Source organism: Nitrospirota bacterium (genome assembly GCA_016235245.1).
Lineage (GTDB): Bacteria > Nitrospirota > Thermodesulfovibrionia > Thermodesulfovibrionales > UBA6898 > UBA6898.
Genome location: JACRLO010000021.1, coordinates 82,848 through 99,814, shown reverse-complemented (window position 1 = coordinate 99,814; position 16,967 = coordinate 82,848). Strand labels below are relative to the sequence as shown.

Here is a 16,967-nt window from a genome sequence, read left to right as displayed (position 1 = left end):
ATTAGTCTATGGATTTTATTACTGACCAGGAACGTATTGACGAAGCCCTTGAACTGCTCTGGGTGCTCGATGAGGACAAGCACAGAGGAATGAACCATTTTACATTAAGTTCTGACGATGCCGATACTGATACCATGATCAAAACCCTTCTTCATCTCGGCCTCGCATCTGTTGCCGGCACTGACATCACCCTTACCGACAGGGGACAGAAGGAGGCGCGCGGTCTTATACGAAGACAGCGCCTTGCTGAACGCCTTTTCACCGATGTATTTGAAATGCCTGACGATACGGTCGTAAGCGATGCCTGTAAGATGGAGCATATCCTCAGCGAGGAACTGACGGAAAGCGTCTGCACCTTTCTTGGTCATCCGCCAACCTGCCCTCACGGCAAGCCGATTCCGAGGGGTGAGTGCTGCAGAAAATTCAAGATCGAGGTGACGCCGGTAGTGACGCGCCTTTCTGAATTCGAAGTCGGCGCCAAAGGAAGGATTACCTTTATCGTACCTTCTGACCCTTCAAGGATCAGCAAGCTGAACTCTCTTGGCATCGCTGCCGGCAGTGTAATCAGGCTGATCCAGAAAACACCCTCTTTTGTCCTGAGCATAGACGAAACTACGGTTGCCCTGGATCCGGAGATTGCCAAAGAGATTTATCTCAGAAAGGCCATAGCCTGATCCATTCGGATCAATTCCTTCTGCGTGCAGAGACCATGACTTCGCTGGAGCAGAGACTGGGGCAGGCCCTTATTGCCCAGGGCGAAGAACTCTGGACACTGGTTCGTGATACGCATCCCCAGGTTATTCTGAATGTGACGCTCAACAGATACCTGAATGAAGAAATGGTTCTTTTTCTCGTAAAAACCAGAAGCACGCCTGCCGAGGCGTTGGGTTTTCTTGCCGGCGATGTGCGATTCAAGGACAGCTACAAACTTAAACTGGCCCTCTGCAGAAATCCCCGAACACCCCAGAGGGTCGCTTTTTCGCTGCTGAAATTCCTTCGCATTTTTGATCTCGGCGATCTGACAAGAGACCAGAAAGTTCCCGTAACCCTGCGCCAGAAAATAGAACTGATACTTACGGAAAAAATCCCGTCCATGCCTTCAGGAGTGAGCATAGCGCTTGCCAAAAGGTCCAATAGCACCATTGTCATGGCACTTATGGCTCGTGGAGACAGCAATACCGTTACTGCATGCCTGGACAGCCCGGTCATTACCGAAACGCATCTCTGTGAAATCATCAACAGGCCCTCAGTAAAGCCCGCGATAATTCATATGATATCCGGACACCCGAAATGGTCTTTGCGCTATGCGGTAAAATACGGACTTATCAGGAACTTCAATACTCCCATGCTTGATGTGACTCGATTTATACCAGATATGAAGACCAATGACCTCAGAGAACTCTACCGCACAGAGAGTCTTCCGAAAGCGACACGGCCGTTCATTTTTTCGGAACTGAGAGAGCGCGGAGAGACCGCTCAAATTCCTGAGGAGGAGACCTATGAGTTATCTGATAACGATGACCTGGATACCTGCGATGATTTTCTCTGATATGAGGCAGCATAGAGCTGCTCTGGATTCACCATGTCTCCTGATGACTTTATCTTATCCTGAGAGTTCTGGTATCTTCTACCTATGCTGTTAAGAAGATTGCTGCACATAAGTTTCGCCCTACTCTTCGTTTTCTCTTCAGGGGTCTGCGGATATATGTTTATCGAACAGTGGCCCCTGCTTGATTCGCTCTACATGACCGTTATTACCATCGCTTCCGTGGGCTTCATGGAAGTACACCCGCTTACCGGGCAGGGCAGGATATTTACCATAGTCCTTATACTGGGAGGGACAGGTGTTCTTGTCTATGGCGTTTCCACCATCATTGCCTTTATCGTTGAGGGAGAGTTGACAGATGCGCTCAGGAGGAGAAAGATGCAAAAGAAAATAGCTGCAATGAAAGGTCATTTTATCGTATGCGGTGTCGGACAGACCGGCAAGCATGCCCTCGAAGAGATGGTCAGAACGCGGAAGGACGTTGTTGCCATAGAAAGGGATCCCGCAACGATCAGGCAGCTTGACGAGCAGGAGATATGCTATGTGCAGGGCGATGCGACCCATAATACCGTACTGCAGGCAGCTGGCATTGAGAGGGCGCGGGGGATCGTCTCGGCACTCCAGTCAGATGCTGAAAATCTTCTTGTGGTTTTTACGACAAAAAGACTCAATCCAGACATCAGGGTTATTTCAAAGGCAGTTGAGGAAGAGTCTGAACAGAAGATACGGATGGCAGGGGCTGACAGCGTGGTAATGCCTAATTATATCGGAGGGCTCAGGATGGCATCGGAACTGATAAGACCCTCAGTCGTATCCTTCCTTGACCTGATGCTCAGATCGCAGGAGAAGACTATCCGGGTAGATGAACTTGCAATTGACGATCAGTCGCCGTATAAGGACAAGACTCTTCAGGCAACAGGTATATTGTCCAAAACAGATGTGACCGTCGTTGCGCTCAGCAGACGGTCAGGAAAGTCGTATGAATTTAACCCTCCTGAAAATGCGGTTTTAAAGCCTGGTGATGTGGTTATCCTTATGGGCGATATTAATGCCATTAACGGGATTAAGGGTGCAGTGAGTTAATCCTGCGGTATCTTCACTGGCTTTCTGTTTCAATTGCCCGCCGAGGGGATAAGCAGCCAATTTATCAGGTCTCCAACGTGGTGTCGGTTCAGCGTCATTTCTTTTTTCCTTGAATTAATTCAACCCGTTGACATGAATAGTTCTATCGGTTATATTTTCTCAATTCTTTCGATCTGGAGGCTGTTATGAAACGCGTTGCGGCTTTTATCCTGTTTGTCTCGCTGTTATTCTCCGGATCAGCTTTCGCACTCGGCAGACCCGATTTTTCGGGCACATGGACCCTGAACATGGCCAAGAGCGATATGGGGAAAAATCAGTCCAGCACTTTATCAACAGCGAAAGTGACCATAGTGATCAAACAGACCCCGGCCGTTCTTGCCACAACGCGTATTGTGGGCGAGCGCTCCGAGACTGCTACGCACAAACTGGATGGCGGCGAGAGTGTAAACATGGCCGGTGGCAAGGAGATCAGGAGCACCTGCCGGTGGGAAGGCTCAACCCTGATCACAAAAAGCGTCATGTCTACGGAACACGGCACAGGAGAGTCTACGTTTGTCCAATCCCTCAGCGCCGACGGCAGGGTAATGACGATAGATACCACAATTAAGACACCTAACGGCGTCCGCAAAATGCAGCTGATCTACGATAAGCAGTAGTAAACGTTAGCTTCTCACAAAAGAAATAGATAGTCTTTAAGACTTGGCGATTAGGTGGTCCTAATGTGATGCTGGCAGTATCTAATGCGCTGTCAGTTGACTGTCCGGTATTTCTGTGCCGGAATGTTCTTGGGGCTATGACCGCAAATGTTCGGGACAAAGGCATCAGCGAATTTTATCGTAATCCTTTTTCTTTTCTGAAATCGTACATCTCTTTCAATGAATCCCCTAAAAGATTAAAACTGATGGCAGTGACTGCGATCATGATGCCGGGGAAGAAGACCATCCAGGGAGCTGAATTGATAAAAACCCTGCTTGCGCTGATCATCGAGCCCCAGGTGGCAGTGGGCGGCTGAGCGCCAAGACCGAGGAAGCTGAGCCCTGCCTCAGTCAGAATATATCCTCCTGCCTTCAACCCTGCCATCACAAAGGCCAGAGGAATGCACTGGGGCAGCAGATGCACAAGGACAACTCGAGCAGGGCTGCAGCCCAAGGCGCGGGCTGCCTCGATAAAGGCAGACTCCTTTAGTGATAACACATGCCCCCTGATCAGCCGTGCAAAGGATGTCCAGCCCACTGCGGACAGTGCGATCATCACCGTATAGATCCCCTCACCGAGGACAAGAGATATCCCTATGGCAAGCAAAAAAGCCGGAAAAGAGAGTATGAGATCTACCAGCGCCATCAGGGTAATGTCAGTCTTACCGCCTGCATATCCGGAAACCAGGCCGACAGCCATGCCGATAGTCATGCTCAGGAGTGCTGCGAGCACGGAAACGCCGACCGAAATCTTTCCCCCATACAGTATCCGCGCAAGAATGTCTCTGCCCTTGTTGTCTGTGCCGAGGATATGCCTTAGTGATGGAGGTTCTCTGAGGCTGTTCAGGTCTATTGCATCCGGTTCATAGGGTACAATAAGGAAAGAAAAAAATGAGAGGATGAAAATCAGGACAAGGATTGCTGCTGATAACTTACCGGTCAGTCCCATGCACCCTCACCCTCGGATCTGCATAATGGTAAATGATGTCAACTATAAGATTCATTATCACAAAGATGATCGTTCCTACCAAAAGACATCCCATAATGACAGGATAGTCCCGCTTGATAATGCCTTCCATGGCATATCGACCTATTCCGTCCCATCCGAAGATAGTCTCGGTAAGAACTGCACCGTTGAGGTAGCTCCCAAACTCAAGCCCGATAACGGTAATGACCGGTATCAGGGCGTTTTTCATGATATGAATCGCATTAATGGCACGTTCCGTTAAGCCCTTGGCCCTTGCGGTTCTGATGAACTGCATATCGATCACATCAAGGACCGTGATTCGGGTAATCCTGATGAGCGTTGCAAGGGCGGGAAGCGAAAGGGTTATCGCAGGCAGTACGAGGTATTGCAGTCCGCCTGTTCCGGATGGAGGCAGAACTTTAAGTCTGAGACTGAAAAGAAGCATAAGCAGGAGGCCGCTCCAGAATACCGGCATGCTGATGCTGAAAACCGATAGCATGGTGATGATTCTGTCAGCAGCCCTGCCCTTATGCAATGCTGCAATGAATCCAAGCAACACGCCAATTGGCACAGCAATAACCATTGCAGCAAAGGCCAGAAGCAGGGTATTGGGAAACTTGAGGCCAACGTCATCAGCCACTTTTCTGTTTGTATAATACGACCGTCCGAGTTCTCCCTGCAAAAGAAGGCTGATATATCCGGCATACTGCCTGAACATGCTTTTATCGGCGCCGATCTCCCTGCGTATCTTTTCAATGATCTCGGGGCTGGAACGTTCACCCACGATGCTGTAGACAGGGTCTCCCGGCAGTGCCTTGGTCAGCGAGAAGGTTATGAAGGTTATGCCGAAAAGAAGCGGTATCATGAGATATAATCTTGTGAATATGAACGATCTCAAAAAGAAACCTCCAGGCCTTTGTCCATACTGTAAATCGGATATAAGCGGTAGTTGCGAAGCGCTGCCTGTCTGACGGTAATGTCAGTCTTGTGCCAGAAGAAAACCCATGGCATATCTTCAACGATCGCCCTTTCCGCAAGGAGATAATAATGATCGCGCTTCTTCATGTCGGCACTCTTCTGCCCTGCCTCTATCAGGTCATCGACCGACTTGTTTGTATAGCGTGTCCGGTTGCCGCTTGGCCCATGATTTGAGGAATGAAACAGCGGAAAGAGAAAGTTCTCCGGGTCAGGGTAGTCGGCCCACCAGCTGATCCAGAACATGTCAGCCTCGCCATTGTTGATAGCTGCCTTGTACGAACTCCATTCAAGCTGCTTTATCGTAACCGAAAGACCTGCGCTCTGAAGATAGAACTGAACGATCTCGGCAATGTCGACGACCTCCGGGTCTGCCGTAATATAGAACTGTATTTTCTTTCCCTTCAAGCCGGCCGCGTCTATGAGTTTTTTTGCCGTTACAGGATCATAATCAGGAGGGGCAGGCGCCTCCCACCGTCTCAGGATATCAGGGATTGGTCCATGAGCCAGCCTTCCCCTGCCCTCGTAGAACGTTTCAAGTATTCTCTTTCTGTCAATGGCGCTGGAGACAGCCCTTCTCGCTCTGATATTGTCAAAGGGAGGACGGGAGCAATTAAATCCGAGGTAATAGGTATTAATGCCTTCTATTGATGCGACAAGGTTCTCATATGCAACCGTATTTTTGATCCTGCGATATTCTGATGCCGGAACAGAGATGACATCAAGATTGCCAAGCTCGAACTCAGTTATTGCGGTCAGATCCTCTGGAATTATTCTGTACCGAATCCCCATGTTCTTTGCAATGCCGCCGAAATAGTCTGCATTTCTAGCCAGCAGGAGATGGTTGTTATGCTTCCACTGTGTCAGGCAAAAAGGGCCGGAACCGACCGGGTGTGTCCCAAAGTCGTCTCCCCATTTCCTGACATCCTCTTTTGGCACAACATACGCAGCGGTCATGGTGAGCAGATTCAGAAAAGGAGAAAAAGGTCTTTCGAGGACCAGCTGGATAGTATAAGGGCCTGAAACCCGTATGCCGCTGACTTCATCGCTCTTGCCATTCATAAACTCCCTTGCGCCTGATATTTTGTCCAGAATCCAGGTATGGGGCGATTTGCCCCCGGGATCAAGGATGCGCTCAAAGGAGTATTTGACGTCAGCAGCAGATAGCGACCGACCGTTTGAAAACCTTGCATCTTTCCTCAGATAAAACGTATAGGTGGTAGCATCAGGACTGAGGCTCCATGATTCTGCGAGGTCCGGCATAACTTCCAGTTTTTCATTCAGTCTGACGAGACCATTAAAAATTTTGGCAGCAATCAATCCTCCGGTAACATCAACGATAAGCGCAGGGTCAAGGGTTGTAGGATTGTAATTAATACGGTAATGGATATATCCTGCGATTCTGTCATTTGAAGTGCAGGCCGCAAGGCTTAGCACAAGAATAAAGGAAATCGTCAGAACTATACGTCTTGTCTCAGCTCTGTTGGCCAGTCCCGACATCCTCTTCCTTGTCGTCCTCTATATGGCGGAATATTTCAAAGACGGAGATAAAGGCCGCCATGATGAGCGGCCCCATCACAAAACCGATCATGCCAAAAAGTTTAATGCCGCCAAGGACACTGAACAAAATAAGTACGGTAGGCATTTTGGTGCGGGATCCGATGATCAGGGGCCTCAGAATGTTATCGACCATGCTGATGACAAAGATGCCGAAGAGGAAAAGTCCTATACCCTTGGCGTAGCTTCCGCTCAGAAGGAGAAAGATCGCTCCCGGGCCCCAGACTGAAAATGTGCCGAGGAGCGGGACAAAGGACATGACAGCCATGGCAACACCCCACATGACAGGAGATTCCATGCCGATAATATAATAGGCAAGACCGCCAAGGATGCCCTGAATGAGCGCAACCGTTGCGCCCCCATATACGGTTGAGACGATCATGTCCTTGACCTGTGTTGCCAGCCTGTCCTTATGCTTTTCGCTGAAGGGCATAAAGTCGCGCGCCTTTGAGAGAAATCCGGGGCCGTCTTTGAAAAAGAAGAAGATCGTAAAAATCATAAAGAGGAAGTTTGCCGCAATGGCCAGCACGTTGGTAATTTGAATCGAGAGGTTCTGAAGAAGCGTCCCTCCGGCCTTTCTGATGCCCTCCAGAATGACTTTTTCCGAGGGGAGCTCTCCCATATACGAACTCATCTTCTGGTAGATAGGTGAGGAACGCAGTCCTTTATAGAACTTCTGTATCGACTCAAGCCGGTCCTGATCGATACTGGCCAGAAATGCCTGTGTTTCATTGATCAGGAGCGAGGTGAGATACGAGATCGGACCGATAATAATGATCAGAATAAAGACTATCGTGATCAACGAGGCAACTGACTTGAATCTCACATATCTGCAGATAAAGGCGTACACAGGATAAAATACAATAGCAAAGACCATTGCCCAGGCTGCTGCCGTAAGAAACGGGCTTATGATCTGGTATGCAAGGTAGCCGAGTACGGCAATGATAAAAAGAAGCATGGGGGTTGTGAATCTATTTGAGCTCATAAGACTCCTTCACAAAAGCACGAAAAATTGCTTCTGATAATGCATGCTCCATTCTCTCGGGGTGCCACTGAATGCCAAGAAGAAATGGATAGTCCTCGAGATAGATCCCTTCAACAATGGCATCATCCGCATAGGCAAACGGGATAAGCCCCTTCCCTATCTCTTTGACGGCCTGGTGGTGACTGCTGTTCACCTCAAACGATCCGTTTGGCAGAAAAGGATTTAGATGCACGGCAAGTGAATGCCTGCCCTTGCGGTGGTCGAGCGAATCTTCCTTCTGTGACTGGATATCCTGATACAGAGAGCCCTTAAAGAAAATATTGATAACCTGCATGCCGTAGCAAATACCGAGAACAGGTCTTCGTCTCTTTGTTGCTTCCCGTAACAGAAAGAGTTCAAAAACGATCCTTTTCTGTTCTTCGCGGCTGATTTCATACTTCTGCTTCTCATTATACCGCAGAGGATCAATATCTTTGCCGCCGGGAATGAGAAAACCGTCAAAATGGTCCATCAGGCTTTTCTTTGCGGTTCCGGAATAGACAAACTCGGCTATGCCTCCTGCCTTCCGAACCGCTTCGAAATACCGGTGCGGCTCGTTTGGAAAATTATCCCTGCTGCCTGTGGTGACAGCGATAAGCGGCGGTGAACTCACCGTCCTGTTGCCTTCAGCATCCGACCTGCACATTTGCCTGTTGGCTTGCCCGCCCAAACGGCCGGTATCCCATTGACCAGGACATACGGTATACCTGAGGGCTTCAGATAGGGATCCTCAAAGGTTGCCTTGTCTGTTATCGTGTCAGGGTCAAAGATAACGATATCAGCCGCGAAGCCTTCCTTGATCTGTCCCCTGCCCCTCAGTCCAAATAGTGCGGCAGGGAGCATGGTCGCCCGTCGGACCGCTTCTTTCAAGGGCATCAGCTTTTCATCCCTTACATACGTGCCGAATAATCTCGGGAATGTTCCAAACGTTCGGGGATGGGGTTTGCCCAGTCTGGTAGGACCATCAAAGCAGCGGGCAGAGCTGTCGGAGCCTATGGTACAGAATGGGAGTGAAAGAAATGTTTTGAGGTTCTCCCCGCTCATCGAGAGAAATATGGCTCCGACCCGCAATTTCTCCTCACGAAGAAGGGTGAAGACCGCATTGATCTCATCGCAGCCAAGGCGTTGACTTATGTCCGCTATGGTCATTCCCTCCATCCATGACCTGGAGGGCGAGACGACTGAAGATACGATGACCCGCTGCCAGTAGGCCCTGTCTTTGACCTGATCAAGCAGCTCGCGTCTTATCGTGACGAGCAGCTCCTTTGAGTGGAGTCTCTGCAGTTCTTCCTCATTGCCGCCTTCAAATACCCAGGCAGGCAAAAGGGAGTCAAGGTCCGTGCTCGAGGCAGTGTAAGGATAGCGGTCACAGCTGATCTCCACCCCCTGTTCCCGTGCCGCCATGAGTAAGGCGATAGCTGCGTCTGCTTTATGCCAGTTTTGCTGCCCTGCAGTCTTGATATGCGAAATGTGTGTTTTGATGTCAGCTGCCTGGCCGATCGAGATGACCTCCTGAACAGACTCAAGAAGCGCCGCCCCCTCACTTCTCATGTGGCTTGTATAGATCAGCCCGTAGGGCTTTAAGACCTCTGACAGGGCAACAAGCTCATCCGTTTCGCTGTAAATGCCGGGGGGATAGATCAGGCCGGTAGAAAGGCCTATGCCGCCCTCCTGAATAGATCTATCGAGGAGCTGTTTCATCTGCAGAAGCTCGGCCTCAGAAGGCCTTCTGTTATCATATCCAATAACTGATCCCCTGATATTGCCATGGCCGATCAGCATGGCAGTATTCAGGGCCAAGCCTTTTTTCTCAATAAGTTCACGGTACTGACGCACCGAATTCCATCGTTCGATTATACCGAGTTCTTTGAGATCGTCCTCTCGCCGCTCTGCCGCCTTCCCATAGAGAGGCGCGGCTGACATGCCGCAATTGCCGTTTATCTCGGTGGTTACACCCTGCAGTATCTTCCCTACCGCCCGCCTATCGGCAATAAGGGTAAAATCAGAATGGGCATGGCTGTCGATAAACCCCGGCGCAACAGCCATCCCCCTGGCCTCGACTATCGCTTCTGCCTCATCGTCGCGGTAGGTCCCGATACCGAAAATATTGCCATCCAGCACCGCTATGTCAGCGATAACAGGGTCCCCGCCTTTTCCGTCAAAGATGCTCCCATGCTTAATGATGAGATCGAACTTATTTTTCATGCAGGTCGGACTCCGGGAAAAAAAGTTCAGGGCTGTGGATGCTTTCGACAAAAAGCGGCAGCATAAAGAGCGCCATAAGCTTTGCCCTGCTCAGGATGCCCCTTACGCCGCCCTTTTGCATGGTTGCCGCATAGTGGCCCGCCAGAGCGTCTTTCAGGAGCGGAAAGCATTTCAGGGTGAGACCCATGGTATGAAAGAAATCGTTTACCGGCAGACCGGCTTTTTCAAATGGTTGCAGCAAATTTGTCATCGCCTTTACAACCTGGTCAGTTTTGGTCTTTGCCATGAGGAACTTAACGCCCCCGATCATCAGGAGGACCCGCAGTGTTCGCAGAGCAGCAAGGTGCAGGCCTTCGGCCGTAATCATCACCGGGCCGGCGGCATAGATAATCCTGCCGGAATGATAAACGGTATTGCTGATAAAGGTAAAGGTCAGAAACATGATAATCGGCATCCACCCTGCCTTAAGCGATCTGAAGGGAACGGTCATCAGGCAGAGACTCAATGCGGCCATAAGCCCTGCATAGACGGTCAGATCAGGCAGCAGAAAAAGAACGATGACAAACAGCAGATACGAAACGATGCGAAATTCAGGGGACAACGGTCCTGCCGTTCCGCGCAACAGACTGGCCCTCAGGCACAGCAGTCATATATTTATTGATTCCCGTTGCCAGAGATTTCGCAAGTTCCGACCGGTATGCGTCTTTTGAGAGAAGTTTCTCTTCAAGGGGGTTGCTGATGAATGATACCTCCACAAGGACAGAAGGCATATCCGCACCGAATAGTACGTAGAAGAGCGCCTGCTTTACGCCATGATCGACGATGTGATTATAATTCCTGTTCAGGCCATTGACCATATTCTGCTGAACAATGTTTGCGAGTTTGAGTGACTCGTCGCGCTTGTTGTCTCTTCGGAGCGAACTGAGCATGACGTCGAGCACATCCTTGCCCTCATTCATCTTTTTCATCTTTTTCAGTGAAATCGCATTTTCGCGGGCCGCCACCTTCATCGCTTCTTCATCGTTCGTCCAGTTCAGAAAATAGGTCTCAATTCCCCTGGCATCCCTGCGAGGGCTCGTATTGGCATGGATTGACAGAAAAAGATCGGCGTTCTTGCTGATCGCAATCGTGGTCCGCTGCTCAAGCGGAATAAAAACATCGGTTTCCCTGGTCAGAAAGATCTCCAGATTTGGATCGTCAGCAAGGATCTTCTTCAATTTCAGTGCGATATCGAGCACAACATCTTTTTCATACAGGTTCTTCTGCCCGACCGCACCCGGGTCATGCCCCCCGTGTCCCGGATCGAGCACAATCCTTTTTTTGACCGATGCGGTCTGTTTTTCACCGTAAATGTCAATGACAAGGCGATTGGGATCTTCCATGGTCAGGACCTTATAATTGGTCATTTTGCCGAGATCCAGGACTACGCGGACAGTGCTGTCATTAAACTGCCCGGCCCTGACGGTCTTCAGCATGCCGTTACCCACGGATATGGTCTTCTGGAGGTCCTTCTTTAGCAGGCTGTTTTTTATATCAAAATACAGTCTGTCAGGATTTGAGAGCCTGTTGCCGGCATAATCCGGATTTTCGGTAAGGCTGATTACCACCCGGGTATAATCCGGATATGACCAGTAACGAATATCGGTAACGTCAATCTTTCCGCTGGCGTAAGAAGATCCGGACAGGGAAATCCAGATCGTGGGGAACAGAAAGAAAAGCACTGCAGAAAAAAACCTTATTGTTCTGAATAACTTTATTGTATTCTCCATCGCCTATTGCTTCAGATCGCCTGTACTGCTTTAATCTCCGGAATCTCATTCTTAATGCTTGTTTCAACGAGACTCTTCATCGTAAGCGCAGACATAGGGCAGGTTCCGCATGCACCCTTGAGCTTCACGTACACAACATCATTTTTTACATCCAGAAGCTCAATATCGCCGCCTTCTGCCTTGAGACTGACTCTGACCTTATCCAAAACACGTTCAACCTTTTCCCGTAACATTATTGCTCCTTGTACTTAGTATCAGTAATATGCTATAAAATATTCAAGTATTTAATCACCCTTGGAGCCCTTTCCCCCCATTGTAAAAGAGATAATCGGGTTCAGGCCCTCGTATAATTTACTCCTTTCTCCTCTCCTTCGATTTTAAAAATTCTGTCACCCGCAATGAGTTCCCTGAGCCGTTGGGGATCTGTCTGATTATAGAAAACCGGCAATATCATCTCCTTGTTCTCACGATTACCGAGAATATGGACCTTAAGCGCGTCATCCCGTTCAATGATCTTCGTAATCATCAGGGGCCGATAAAGGCGGATAAATGTATTGATAGTTACCCGGTTGGGCTGCAGCCTCCTGAAAAAATCAAGACACCACTTCAGAAGTTCGCTGTCTTCGTAAGGAAACCCGGTCAGAAAATCAATGGCAATACGAATCCCGTTGGATTGGGCATTGAAAATGACCTTTTCCGCATCTGTCCAGTAAAGAGGACACTTTCTGAAAGAATCGACGGTAAGCGTAATAAGATTGACCCCTGTTTCTTTCATAAGCCTGAAAAGCTTCTGATTATAGTTTGCAGGCTTCATATAGACAGCCCACTGCATATTCATATGCTCCTGCCGCAGCGCAGTGCAGAACTCAATGGCGTGGTCCAGGTCTTCATTGAACTCAGGATCGCAGAGATGGAAATCGCTCTGCCCTTTTTCGATAAATCCCCTGATCTCCCGGATGACATCCTCCGGTCGTTTGAATGCGACCGGACTCTGGGCCTCAATGCAGTAAACACAGGAAGAACTGCACCCCTTATGCGTCTCAAAGCCTGCTATCCCGCCTGAGGCGCCGTATCTTTGATAATCGATTGCAGTTGTAATTCTCGAACATGAAGAGTATGGGCAAAAAACGCCTTTCCATACCTTCTTCACCGCCTCGCCGCTGCGTAACGCGCCGAGAAGATCATTGATTATGTCTTCAGCCGGACCGGCAACGGCATAATCAGCTCCGAGGTATGCAAGCACACCTTCCGGGTTGACCATGATGCCGGCACCGCCGATAATGACTTTTAGCCCATGTTTTGCCTTCAGCCGGTGAACGATTGCGGCTATGTCGTCCAGATAAAATTCATTGTCATGAAACAGGACACTGTCAATATTCCTTACCGTTACCCCGGCAATGTCAGGAAGGAACTCAGAGATTGTGCGATCGATGAACGCTTCGGCATTTTCGTGAAAGGTGAGATCAAGAAGTTTGATCTCATGCCCTCCCCTGACAAGGCTCCCTGAAAGGTACTCCAGACCGATAGGAGGCACGGGCGGAGATTGAAAGCGGTTCGGATTAATTAGCAATATTTTCATCTGTTATACAGGAAGAACCCTCAGCGTGCCCATATGGTTTGGCAGTCCTCTCTCTGTTTCACGGACGTGCAGGCAGGTGATTACCGCATTTCTACTGAAGATTTTTCCCATAGTGTCTTCATCCAGACGCCAAACGCTTCCTCACGCTTCTCCTCGTATGCCTTTGTCTGCAGTTCATTTTTAACCTTCTCAAATGGAGCATAGACCGCTTCGGTCTTTCTGGCTATTTTGAGGATATATACGCCATCCTTTGTCCAGACCGGCCCGCTCACCTCACCTTCCTTCAGGGAAAAGATCTTTTTATCAAGAACAGGGATCAGGGCACCCCGCTCGAATTCTCCCAACATGCCTCCGCGATTTTTTATGGTTTCCTCTGCATACTTATGTACCTGCCGTTCAAACGTCTCGCCGTTTATTATCTCTGAATAGACCTTGAGCGCCCTGATCTTCAGGTCGGTTATCTCTGTAAGGCTTGGGGCATTGCCAAGTTTTATAATAATTGCCATAACAAGGACCTTTTCCGGGCTTTCCATAAAACTGGCCCGGTGAGTCTCGTAGTAGCGTGCCAGGTCGCTGCTGTTGACCATCACTTTTGCATTGACCTCTTTTTCGATGCACTTTAACGATACAATGTTCTCTCTGAACAGTGTCCGGTAATCGGCCATAGTCAAATTCTCGGCAGTGATTTTTGTTTCAAACTCCTTTTCCTGAATGCCCGACTGAAGGAGAAAAGCGGCAATACCCTGCCTGATCTCTTCCTCCGTTACATCATACCCCTTCCGTTTTGCCTCCTGAATGATCAGCCTTTCCTCTATCAGTGCCTTCAGTCGCTGTTCGTTGACCGTATCCTTTTCGACGGTCTGAGCCGTCCTCATAACGAAACGGCCATAGTCGGTGAGGGTAATCACCTCGCCGTTGACTACGGCAAGGACCATGTCTACCGTCAGTCCAAAAGCAGGGGTGACCACACAGAGCAGCGCAACGACAGGGAACAATACGGCGAAGTAACGTCTCAGTCTCTGCATCTGCAGTATCCGCTGGGCACCATCAGCATGTCCATAGCCTTTTCGCTATTGCGACTGACCTGCCAGGCGGGCCAGAACTTTTTGGGCATCCGACCAGGTGAGCATCTTATCCTGCGGATTTCTGAGAAGGTACGCCGGATGAAAGGTCGGCATAACGGCAATGCCCTCATAGTCAAGAAAATGTCCGCGCGCCGCGGTAATCTTCAGTTTTGGGGCGTTCATAAGGGACTGTAAGGCTATCCGCCCGAGGGTCATAATGACAGCCGGTCTGATGACCGATATCTGCTTTTCGATGAATCCCCTGCATGCAGCAACCTCGTCATCTTCAGGATCACGGTTCATGGGGGGTCTGCACTTGATGATATTTGCGATATATACCTCGTTGCGCTTCATCCCCATCTTTTCGATCAGGCGCGTCAGCAACAGGCCTGCATCTCCTACAAAAGGGAGACCCTGCAGATCTTCTTCCTTCCCGGGCGCCTCCCCGATAAACATAAGTTTTGCGCCAGGATTACCCGCTCCAAAAACAATATTCTTTCTCTGTTTTGAAAGTTTGCACCTTTGGCAATCACCGATCTGCTCCCGTAATCCCCCGAGTTGCGACTCCTTATCGCCCGGCTTGTCCGAGGAAGGCAGTTCTCCGCTGTTCCGGATGAGTCCCGCAGAAGCGGCTTTAATCCGCGGACTGACGGTAATCGGTAGACTCTCAAATCCGAGCGCCTGATAGAAAGCAAGCAGACTTTTTATCTCTTCAACCGCAACGCTCATCTGACTAGCGCTCTCCCCATTTCAGCTTAGTGCGGAGGACGTCGAAGTAGCCTCTTCCCCCTGCAACGAGAAGCCGCGCCTTGCAGTCTGCCTTGACCACCTCGATAATATCTCCGGTTTTCAGTGCGCAACCCACCTGTCCGTCGAGGGTAAGGAAGACGTCTTCACTTGATGACCTGAGTTTGATTGAGATCGACACCTTGTCTGACAGGACGATAGGCCTGTTGGTAAGCGTATGCGAGCAGATCGGCGTCAGAACAATATTTTCGATCGTAGGATAAAGAATCGGTCCTCCGGCAGAGAGGGAATAGGCAGTGGAACCGGTCGGCGTAGAGATGATCAGACCGTCTGCCTTGTAGGTCGTCACATAAGACTGATCGATGCTCACCTCAAGGTCTATGATCCGTGCAAGTGCCCCCTTGTTAATGACCACGTCGTTTAATACCAGGACCTGATCCATCACCTCCGCGCCCCTGCGCAGGGTGGTCTTCAGCATAAGACGCTCTTCCATCACACATCTGCCGGAGAGCATCTCTTCGACCGCAGCGTAGATGTCTTCCTTGTGTACCTCGGTCAGGAATCCGAGGCTGCCGAGATTGATGCCCAAAACAGGGATTCCGGCACAGGCAACAAGACGGGTTACGCTCAGCATCGTCCCGTCACCTCCCAGCACAAGAACGACCTCGACAAAAGAGGGGATATCTGTCCTGTCATATCCCTTTATGTTCATTTGTGCAGCCGTCTCCTGATCAAGAAAGACCTCGCAGCCCCTCTTGCCAAGCCACGGCAGGAGATCCTTCAGGATATCCTGAGGCTCTTTCCTGCTAAGTTTACAGATTATGCCAATCTTTTTCATCGATACCTTCCAGCTCTATTTCTCTCTCATCAGGACCTTTGTGCGAAATTCTTACCGACAGTGCATCTGCCGGAAGCTCATCTTCGGCATGCTCCGGCCATTCAACGACGGTGACCGAGTCTTCTCCTACGCAGTCCCAGATCCCGGTGCTTTCCAGGTCGCTGCTCCCTGCAATGCGGTATAAATCCAGATGATAAAATCGGGGAGAACTTTCATACTCCGTGATGATCGTGAAGCTCGGACTGATTACATCGTCTTTTTCAATGCCGAAAGCCAGCGCTATTCCCTTTACCATGGTCGTCTTTCCTGCCCCGAGTTCGCCATACAGCTTGACCAGCATGCCGGCCCTGAGCAGTCTGCCGAGCCTGAAGCCAATCGCCTCGGTATCAGCCGGGCTTTTGCTCTGCAGTTTCATTGATCATGCTCCTGATGATATCCATCTTGCCGATAATACCGACAACCCTTCCCGCTTCAAGAACAGGCACGAGATGTACGCCCTTTTCGAACATGATGGATGATACATCCTGAATGCTTGCCTCTGGCGAGACAGTTATCACCTCTTTCGTGCAGATCTCACCCACGGTTGAAGCAGACATCCGTTTGATTTCATCTTCGACACTGTCCCGCCTGCCAAGAGGAATAAAGGCATCGAAAATCCTCAGCACTGTCGGGATATGAAGGCGCGTATTTTTCCGTATAAGATCGTTCTCGGTGACAATGCCGATAAGAGCGCCTTTGGAATCGGCAACCGGAGCGCCGCTAATCTTTTTTTCAATAAAAAGTCTTCCCAGTTCGTCAACCGTCATTCCCTCAGTTACCGTGATGACGTCGCAGGTCATTACATCCTTTGCTTTAAGCATGGTTCACCTTCTAATTTTTCAATAATTTTAACATGTTAGAGATTGATTGTGAAGGTAA

The 16,967-nt window shown here is 49.7% G+C and carries 19 protein-coding genes; 4 read left to right on the top strand and 15 right to left on the bottom strand.

All coding sequences use genetic code 11. The features are described 5' to 3' along the window. Positions 1 to 8: 8 nt before the first annotated feature. The 4 genes from HZB31_10585 to HZB31_10570 all read left to right on the top strand — a co-directional run bounded on the left by HZB31_10585 (position 9) and on the right by HZB31_10570 (position 3,285). The gene (locus HZB31_10585) at positions 9 to 674 is read left to right on the top strand and encodes a metal-dependent transcriptional regulator (GenBank protein ID MBI5848374.1); all 666 of its coding nucleotides are present in this window, start codon (positions 9 to 11) and stop codon (positions 672 to 674) included. A gap of 35 nt (positions 675 to 709) precedes the next feature. Then, positions 710 to 1,549, top strand: coding sequence for a hypothetical protein (locus tag HZB31_10580; protein MBI5848373.1), 840 nt, complete (start codon positions 710 to 712; stop codon positions 1,547 to 1,549). A 156-nt stretch (positions 1,550 to 1,705) separates the two neighbouring features. After that, a complete protein-coding gene (locus HZB31_10575) occupies positions 1,706 to 2,629 on the top strand; it encodes a potassium channel protein (GenBank protein MBI5848372.1) in 924 nt (307 codons plus the stop codon). A gap of 185 nt (positions 2,630 to 2,814) precedes the next feature. After that, on the top strand, positions 2,815 to 3,285 hold the full coding sequence (locus HZB31_10570; GenBank protein ID MBI5848371.1) for a hypothetical protein: 471 nt from the start codon (positions 2,815 to 2,817) through the stop codon (positions 3,283 to 3,285). A gap of 175 nt (positions 3,286 to 3,460) precedes the next feature. Here the strand turns inward: HZB31_10570 and HZB31_10565 are convergent, their stop codons facing one another. The 15 genes from HZB31_10565 to HZB31_10495 all read right to left on the bottom strand — a co-directional run bounded on the left by HZB31_10565 (position 3,461) and on the right by HZB31_10495 (position 16,909). Continuing rightward, positions 3,461 to 4,273 (bottom strand): ABC transporter permease, encoded by an 813-nt coding sequence (locus HZB31_10565; GenBank protein MBI5848370.1) that lies wholly within the window; start codon positions 4,271 to 4,273, stop codon positions 3,461 to 3,463. Then, positions 4,257 to 5,156, bottom strand: coding sequence for an ABC transporter permease (locus HZB31_10560; protein ID MBI5848369.1), 900 nt, complete (start codon positions 5,154 to 5,156; stop codon positions 4,257 to 4,259). Before HZB31_10560 ends, HZB31_10565 begins: the two co-directional genes overlap by 17 nt. Positions 5,157 to 5,185: 29 nt before the next feature. Further along, positions 5,186 to 6,766 carry an ABC transporter substrate-binding protein gene (locus HZB31_10555; GenBank protein ID MBI5848368.1) on the bottom strand — a complete coding sequence of 527 codons (1,581 nt, stop codon included), beginning with the start codon at positions 6,764 to 6,766 and terminating at the stop codon, positions 5,186 to 5,188. After that, a complete protein-coding gene (locus tag HZB31_10550; protein MBI5848367.1) occupies positions 6,741 to 7,808 on the bottom strand; it encodes an AI-2E family transporter in 1,068 nt (355 codons plus the stop codon). The genes HZB31_10555 and HZB31_10550 overlap by 26 nt, the downstream gene beginning before the upstream one ends. Next, complete coding sequence (locus HZB31_10545; GenBank protein ID MBI5848366.1) at positions 7,795 to 8,493, bottom strand: gamma-glutamyl-gamma-aminobutyrate hydrolase family protein; 699 nt, start codon at positions 8,491 to 8,493, stop codon at positions 7,795 to 7,797. Before HZB31_10545 ends, HZB31_10550 begins: the two co-directional genes overlap by 14 nt. Then, positions 8,457 to 10,052 (bottom strand): D-aminoacylase, encoded by a 1,596-nt coding sequence (locus tag HZB31_10540; protein ID MBI5848365.1) that lies wholly within the window; start codon positions 10,050 to 10,052, stop codon positions 8,457 to 8,459. The genes HZB31_10545 and HZB31_10540 overlap by 37 nt, the downstream gene beginning before the upstream one ends. After that, the gene (locus HZB31_10535) at positions 10,042 to 10,653 is read right to left on the bottom strand and encodes a hypothetical protein (GenBank protein MBI5848364.1); all 612 of its coding nucleotides are present in this window, start codon (positions 10,651 to 10,653) and stop codon (positions 10,042 to 10,044) included. Before HZB31_10535 ends, HZB31_10540 begins: the two co-directional genes overlap by 11 nt. After that, positions 10,643 to 11,821: an N-acetylmuramoyl-L-alanine amidase gene (locus HZB31_10530; protein ID MBI5848363.1), complete on the bottom strand. Its 1,179-nt coding sequence runs from the start codon at positions 11,819 to 11,821 to the stop codon at positions 10,643 to 10,645. The genes HZB31_10535 and HZB31_10530 overlap by 11 nt, the downstream gene beginning before the upstream one ends. Before the next feature lie 11 nt (positions 11,822 to 11,832). Beyond that, positions 11,833 to 12,054 carry a NifU family protein gene (locus HZB31_10525; GenBank protein ID MBI5848362.1) on the bottom strand — a complete coding sequence of 74 codons (222 nt, stop codon included), beginning with the start codon at positions 12,052 to 12,054 and terminating at the stop codon, positions 11,833 to 11,835. 101 nt (positions 12,055 to 12,155) lie between these two features. Further along, complete coding sequence (locus HZB31_10520) at positions 12,156 to 13,400, bottom strand: cobalamin B12-binding domain-containing protein (protein ID MBI5848361.1); 1,245 nt, start codon at positions 13,398 to 13,400, stop codon at positions 12,156 to 12,158. An 80-nt stretch (positions 13,401 to 13,480) separates the two neighbouring features. After that, positions 13,481 to 14,425, bottom strand: coding sequence for a peptidylprolyl isomerase (locus HZB31_10515; GenBank protein ID MBI5848360.1), 945 nt, complete (start codon positions 14,423 to 14,425; stop codon positions 13,481 to 13,483). A 45-nt stretch (positions 14,426 to 14,470) separates the two neighbouring features. Continuing rightward, positions 14,471 to 15,193 (bottom strand): uracil-DNA glycosylase, encoded by a 723-nt coding sequence (locus tag HZB31_10510; GenBank protein ID MBI5848359.1) that lies wholly within the window; start codon positions 15,191 to 15,193, stop codon positions 14,471 to 14,473. A gap of 4 nt (positions 15,194 to 15,197) precedes the next feature. After that, a complete protein-coding gene (locus HZB31_10505) occupies positions 15,198 to 16,049 on the bottom strand; it encodes an NAD(+)/NADH kinase (protein MBI5848358.1) in 852 nt (283 codons plus the stop codon). Continuing rightward, the gene (gene tsaE, locus HZB31_10500) at positions 16,024 to 16,464 is read right to left on the bottom strand and encodes a tRNA (adenosine(37)-N6)-threonylcarbamoyltransferase complex ATPase subunit type 1 TsaE (GenBank protein MBI5848357.1); all 441 of its coding nucleotides are present in this window, start codon (positions 16,462 to 16,464) and stop codon (positions 16,024 to 16,026) included. The genes HZB31_10505 and tsaE overlap by 26 nt, the downstream gene beginning before the upstream one ends. Next, the gene (locus HZB31_10495; protein ID MBI5848356.1) at positions 16,436 to 16,909 is read right to left on the bottom strand and encodes a CBS domain-containing protein; all 474 of its coding nucleotides are present in this window, start codon (positions 16,907 to 16,909) and stop codon (positions 16,436 to 16,438) included. Before HZB31_10495 ends, tsaE begins: the two co-directional genes overlap by 29 nt. Positions 16,910 to 16,967: the final 58 nt, after the last annotated feature.

Excerpts from the sequence above, each read along its gene's own strand:
- HZB31_10575 (MBI5848372.1), top strand. The coding sequence starts at position 1,706 with ATGTTTATCGAACAGTGGCCCCTGCTTGATTCGCTCTACATGACCGTT.
- HZB31_10570 (MBI5848371.1), top strand. The coding sequence starts at position 2,815 with ATGAAACGCGTTGCGGCTTTTATCCTGTTTGTCTCGCTGTTATTCTCC.
- tsaE (MBI5848357.1), bottom strand. The coding sequence starts at position 16,464 with ATGAAACTGCAGAGCAAAAGCCCGGCTGATACCGAGGCGATTGGCTTC.
- HZB31_10520 (MBI5848361.1), bottom strand. The coding sequence starts at position 13,400 with ATGAAAATATTGCTAATTAATCCGAACCGCTTTCAATCTCCGCCCGTG.
- HZB31_10540 (MBI5848365.1), bottom strand. The coding sequence starts at position 10,052 with ATGAAAAATAAGTTCGATCTCATCATTAAGCATGGGAGCATCTTTGAC.
- HZB31_10525 (MBI5848362.1), bottom strand. The coding sequence starts at position 12,054 with ATGTTACGGGAAAAGGTTGAACGTGTTTTGGATAAGGTCAGAGTCAGT.
- HZB31_10505 (MBI5848358.1), bottom strand. The coding sequence starts at position 16,049 with ATGAAAAAGATTGGCATAATCTGTAAACTTAGCAGGAAAGAGCCTCAG.
- HZB31_10530 (MBI5848363.1), bottom strand. The coding sequence starts at position 11,821 with ATGGAGAATACAATAAAGTTATTCAGAACAATAAGGTTTTTTTCTGCA.
- HZB31_10560 (MBI5848369.1), bottom strand. The coding sequence starts at position 5,156 with ATGATACCGCTTCTTTTCGGCATAACCTTCATAACCTTCTCGCTGACC.
- HZB31_10510 (MBI5848359.1), bottom strand. The coding sequence starts at position 15,193 with ATGAGCGTTGCGGTTGAAGAGATAAAAAGTCTGCTTGCTTTCTATCAG.
- HZB31_10515 (MBI5848360.1), bottom strand. The coding sequence starts at position 14,425 with ATGCAGAGACTGAGACGTTACTTCGCCGTATTGTTCCCTGTCGTTGCG.
- HZB31_10495 (MBI5848356.1), bottom strand. The coding sequence starts at position 16,909 with ATGCTTAAAGCAAAGGATGTAATGACCTGCGACGTCATCACGGTAACT.
- HZB31_10555 (MBI5848368.1), bottom strand. The coding sequence starts at position 6,766 with ATGTCGGGACTGGCCAACAGAGCTGAGACAAGACGTATAGTTCTGACG.
- HZB31_10565 (MBI5848370.1), bottom strand. The coding sequence starts at position 4,273 with ATGGGACTGACCGGTAAGTTATCAGCAGCAATCCTTGTCCTGATTTTC.
- HZB31_10550 (MBI5848367.1), bottom strand. The coding sequence starts at position 7,808 with ATGAGCTCAAATAGATTCACAACCCCCATGCTTCTTTTTATCATTGCC.
- HZB31_10580 (MBI5848373.1), top strand. The coding sequence starts at position 710 with ATGACTTCGCTGGAGCAGAGACTGGGGCAGGCCCTTATTGCCCAGGGC.
- HZB31_10585 (MBI5848374.1), top strand. The coding sequence starts at position 9 with ATGGATTTTATTACTGACCAGGAACGTATTGACGAAGCCCTTGAACTG.
- HZB31_10545 (MBI5848366.1), bottom strand. The coding sequence starts at position 8,493 with ATGTGCAGGTCGGATGCTGAAGGCAACAGGACGGTGAGTTCACCGCCG.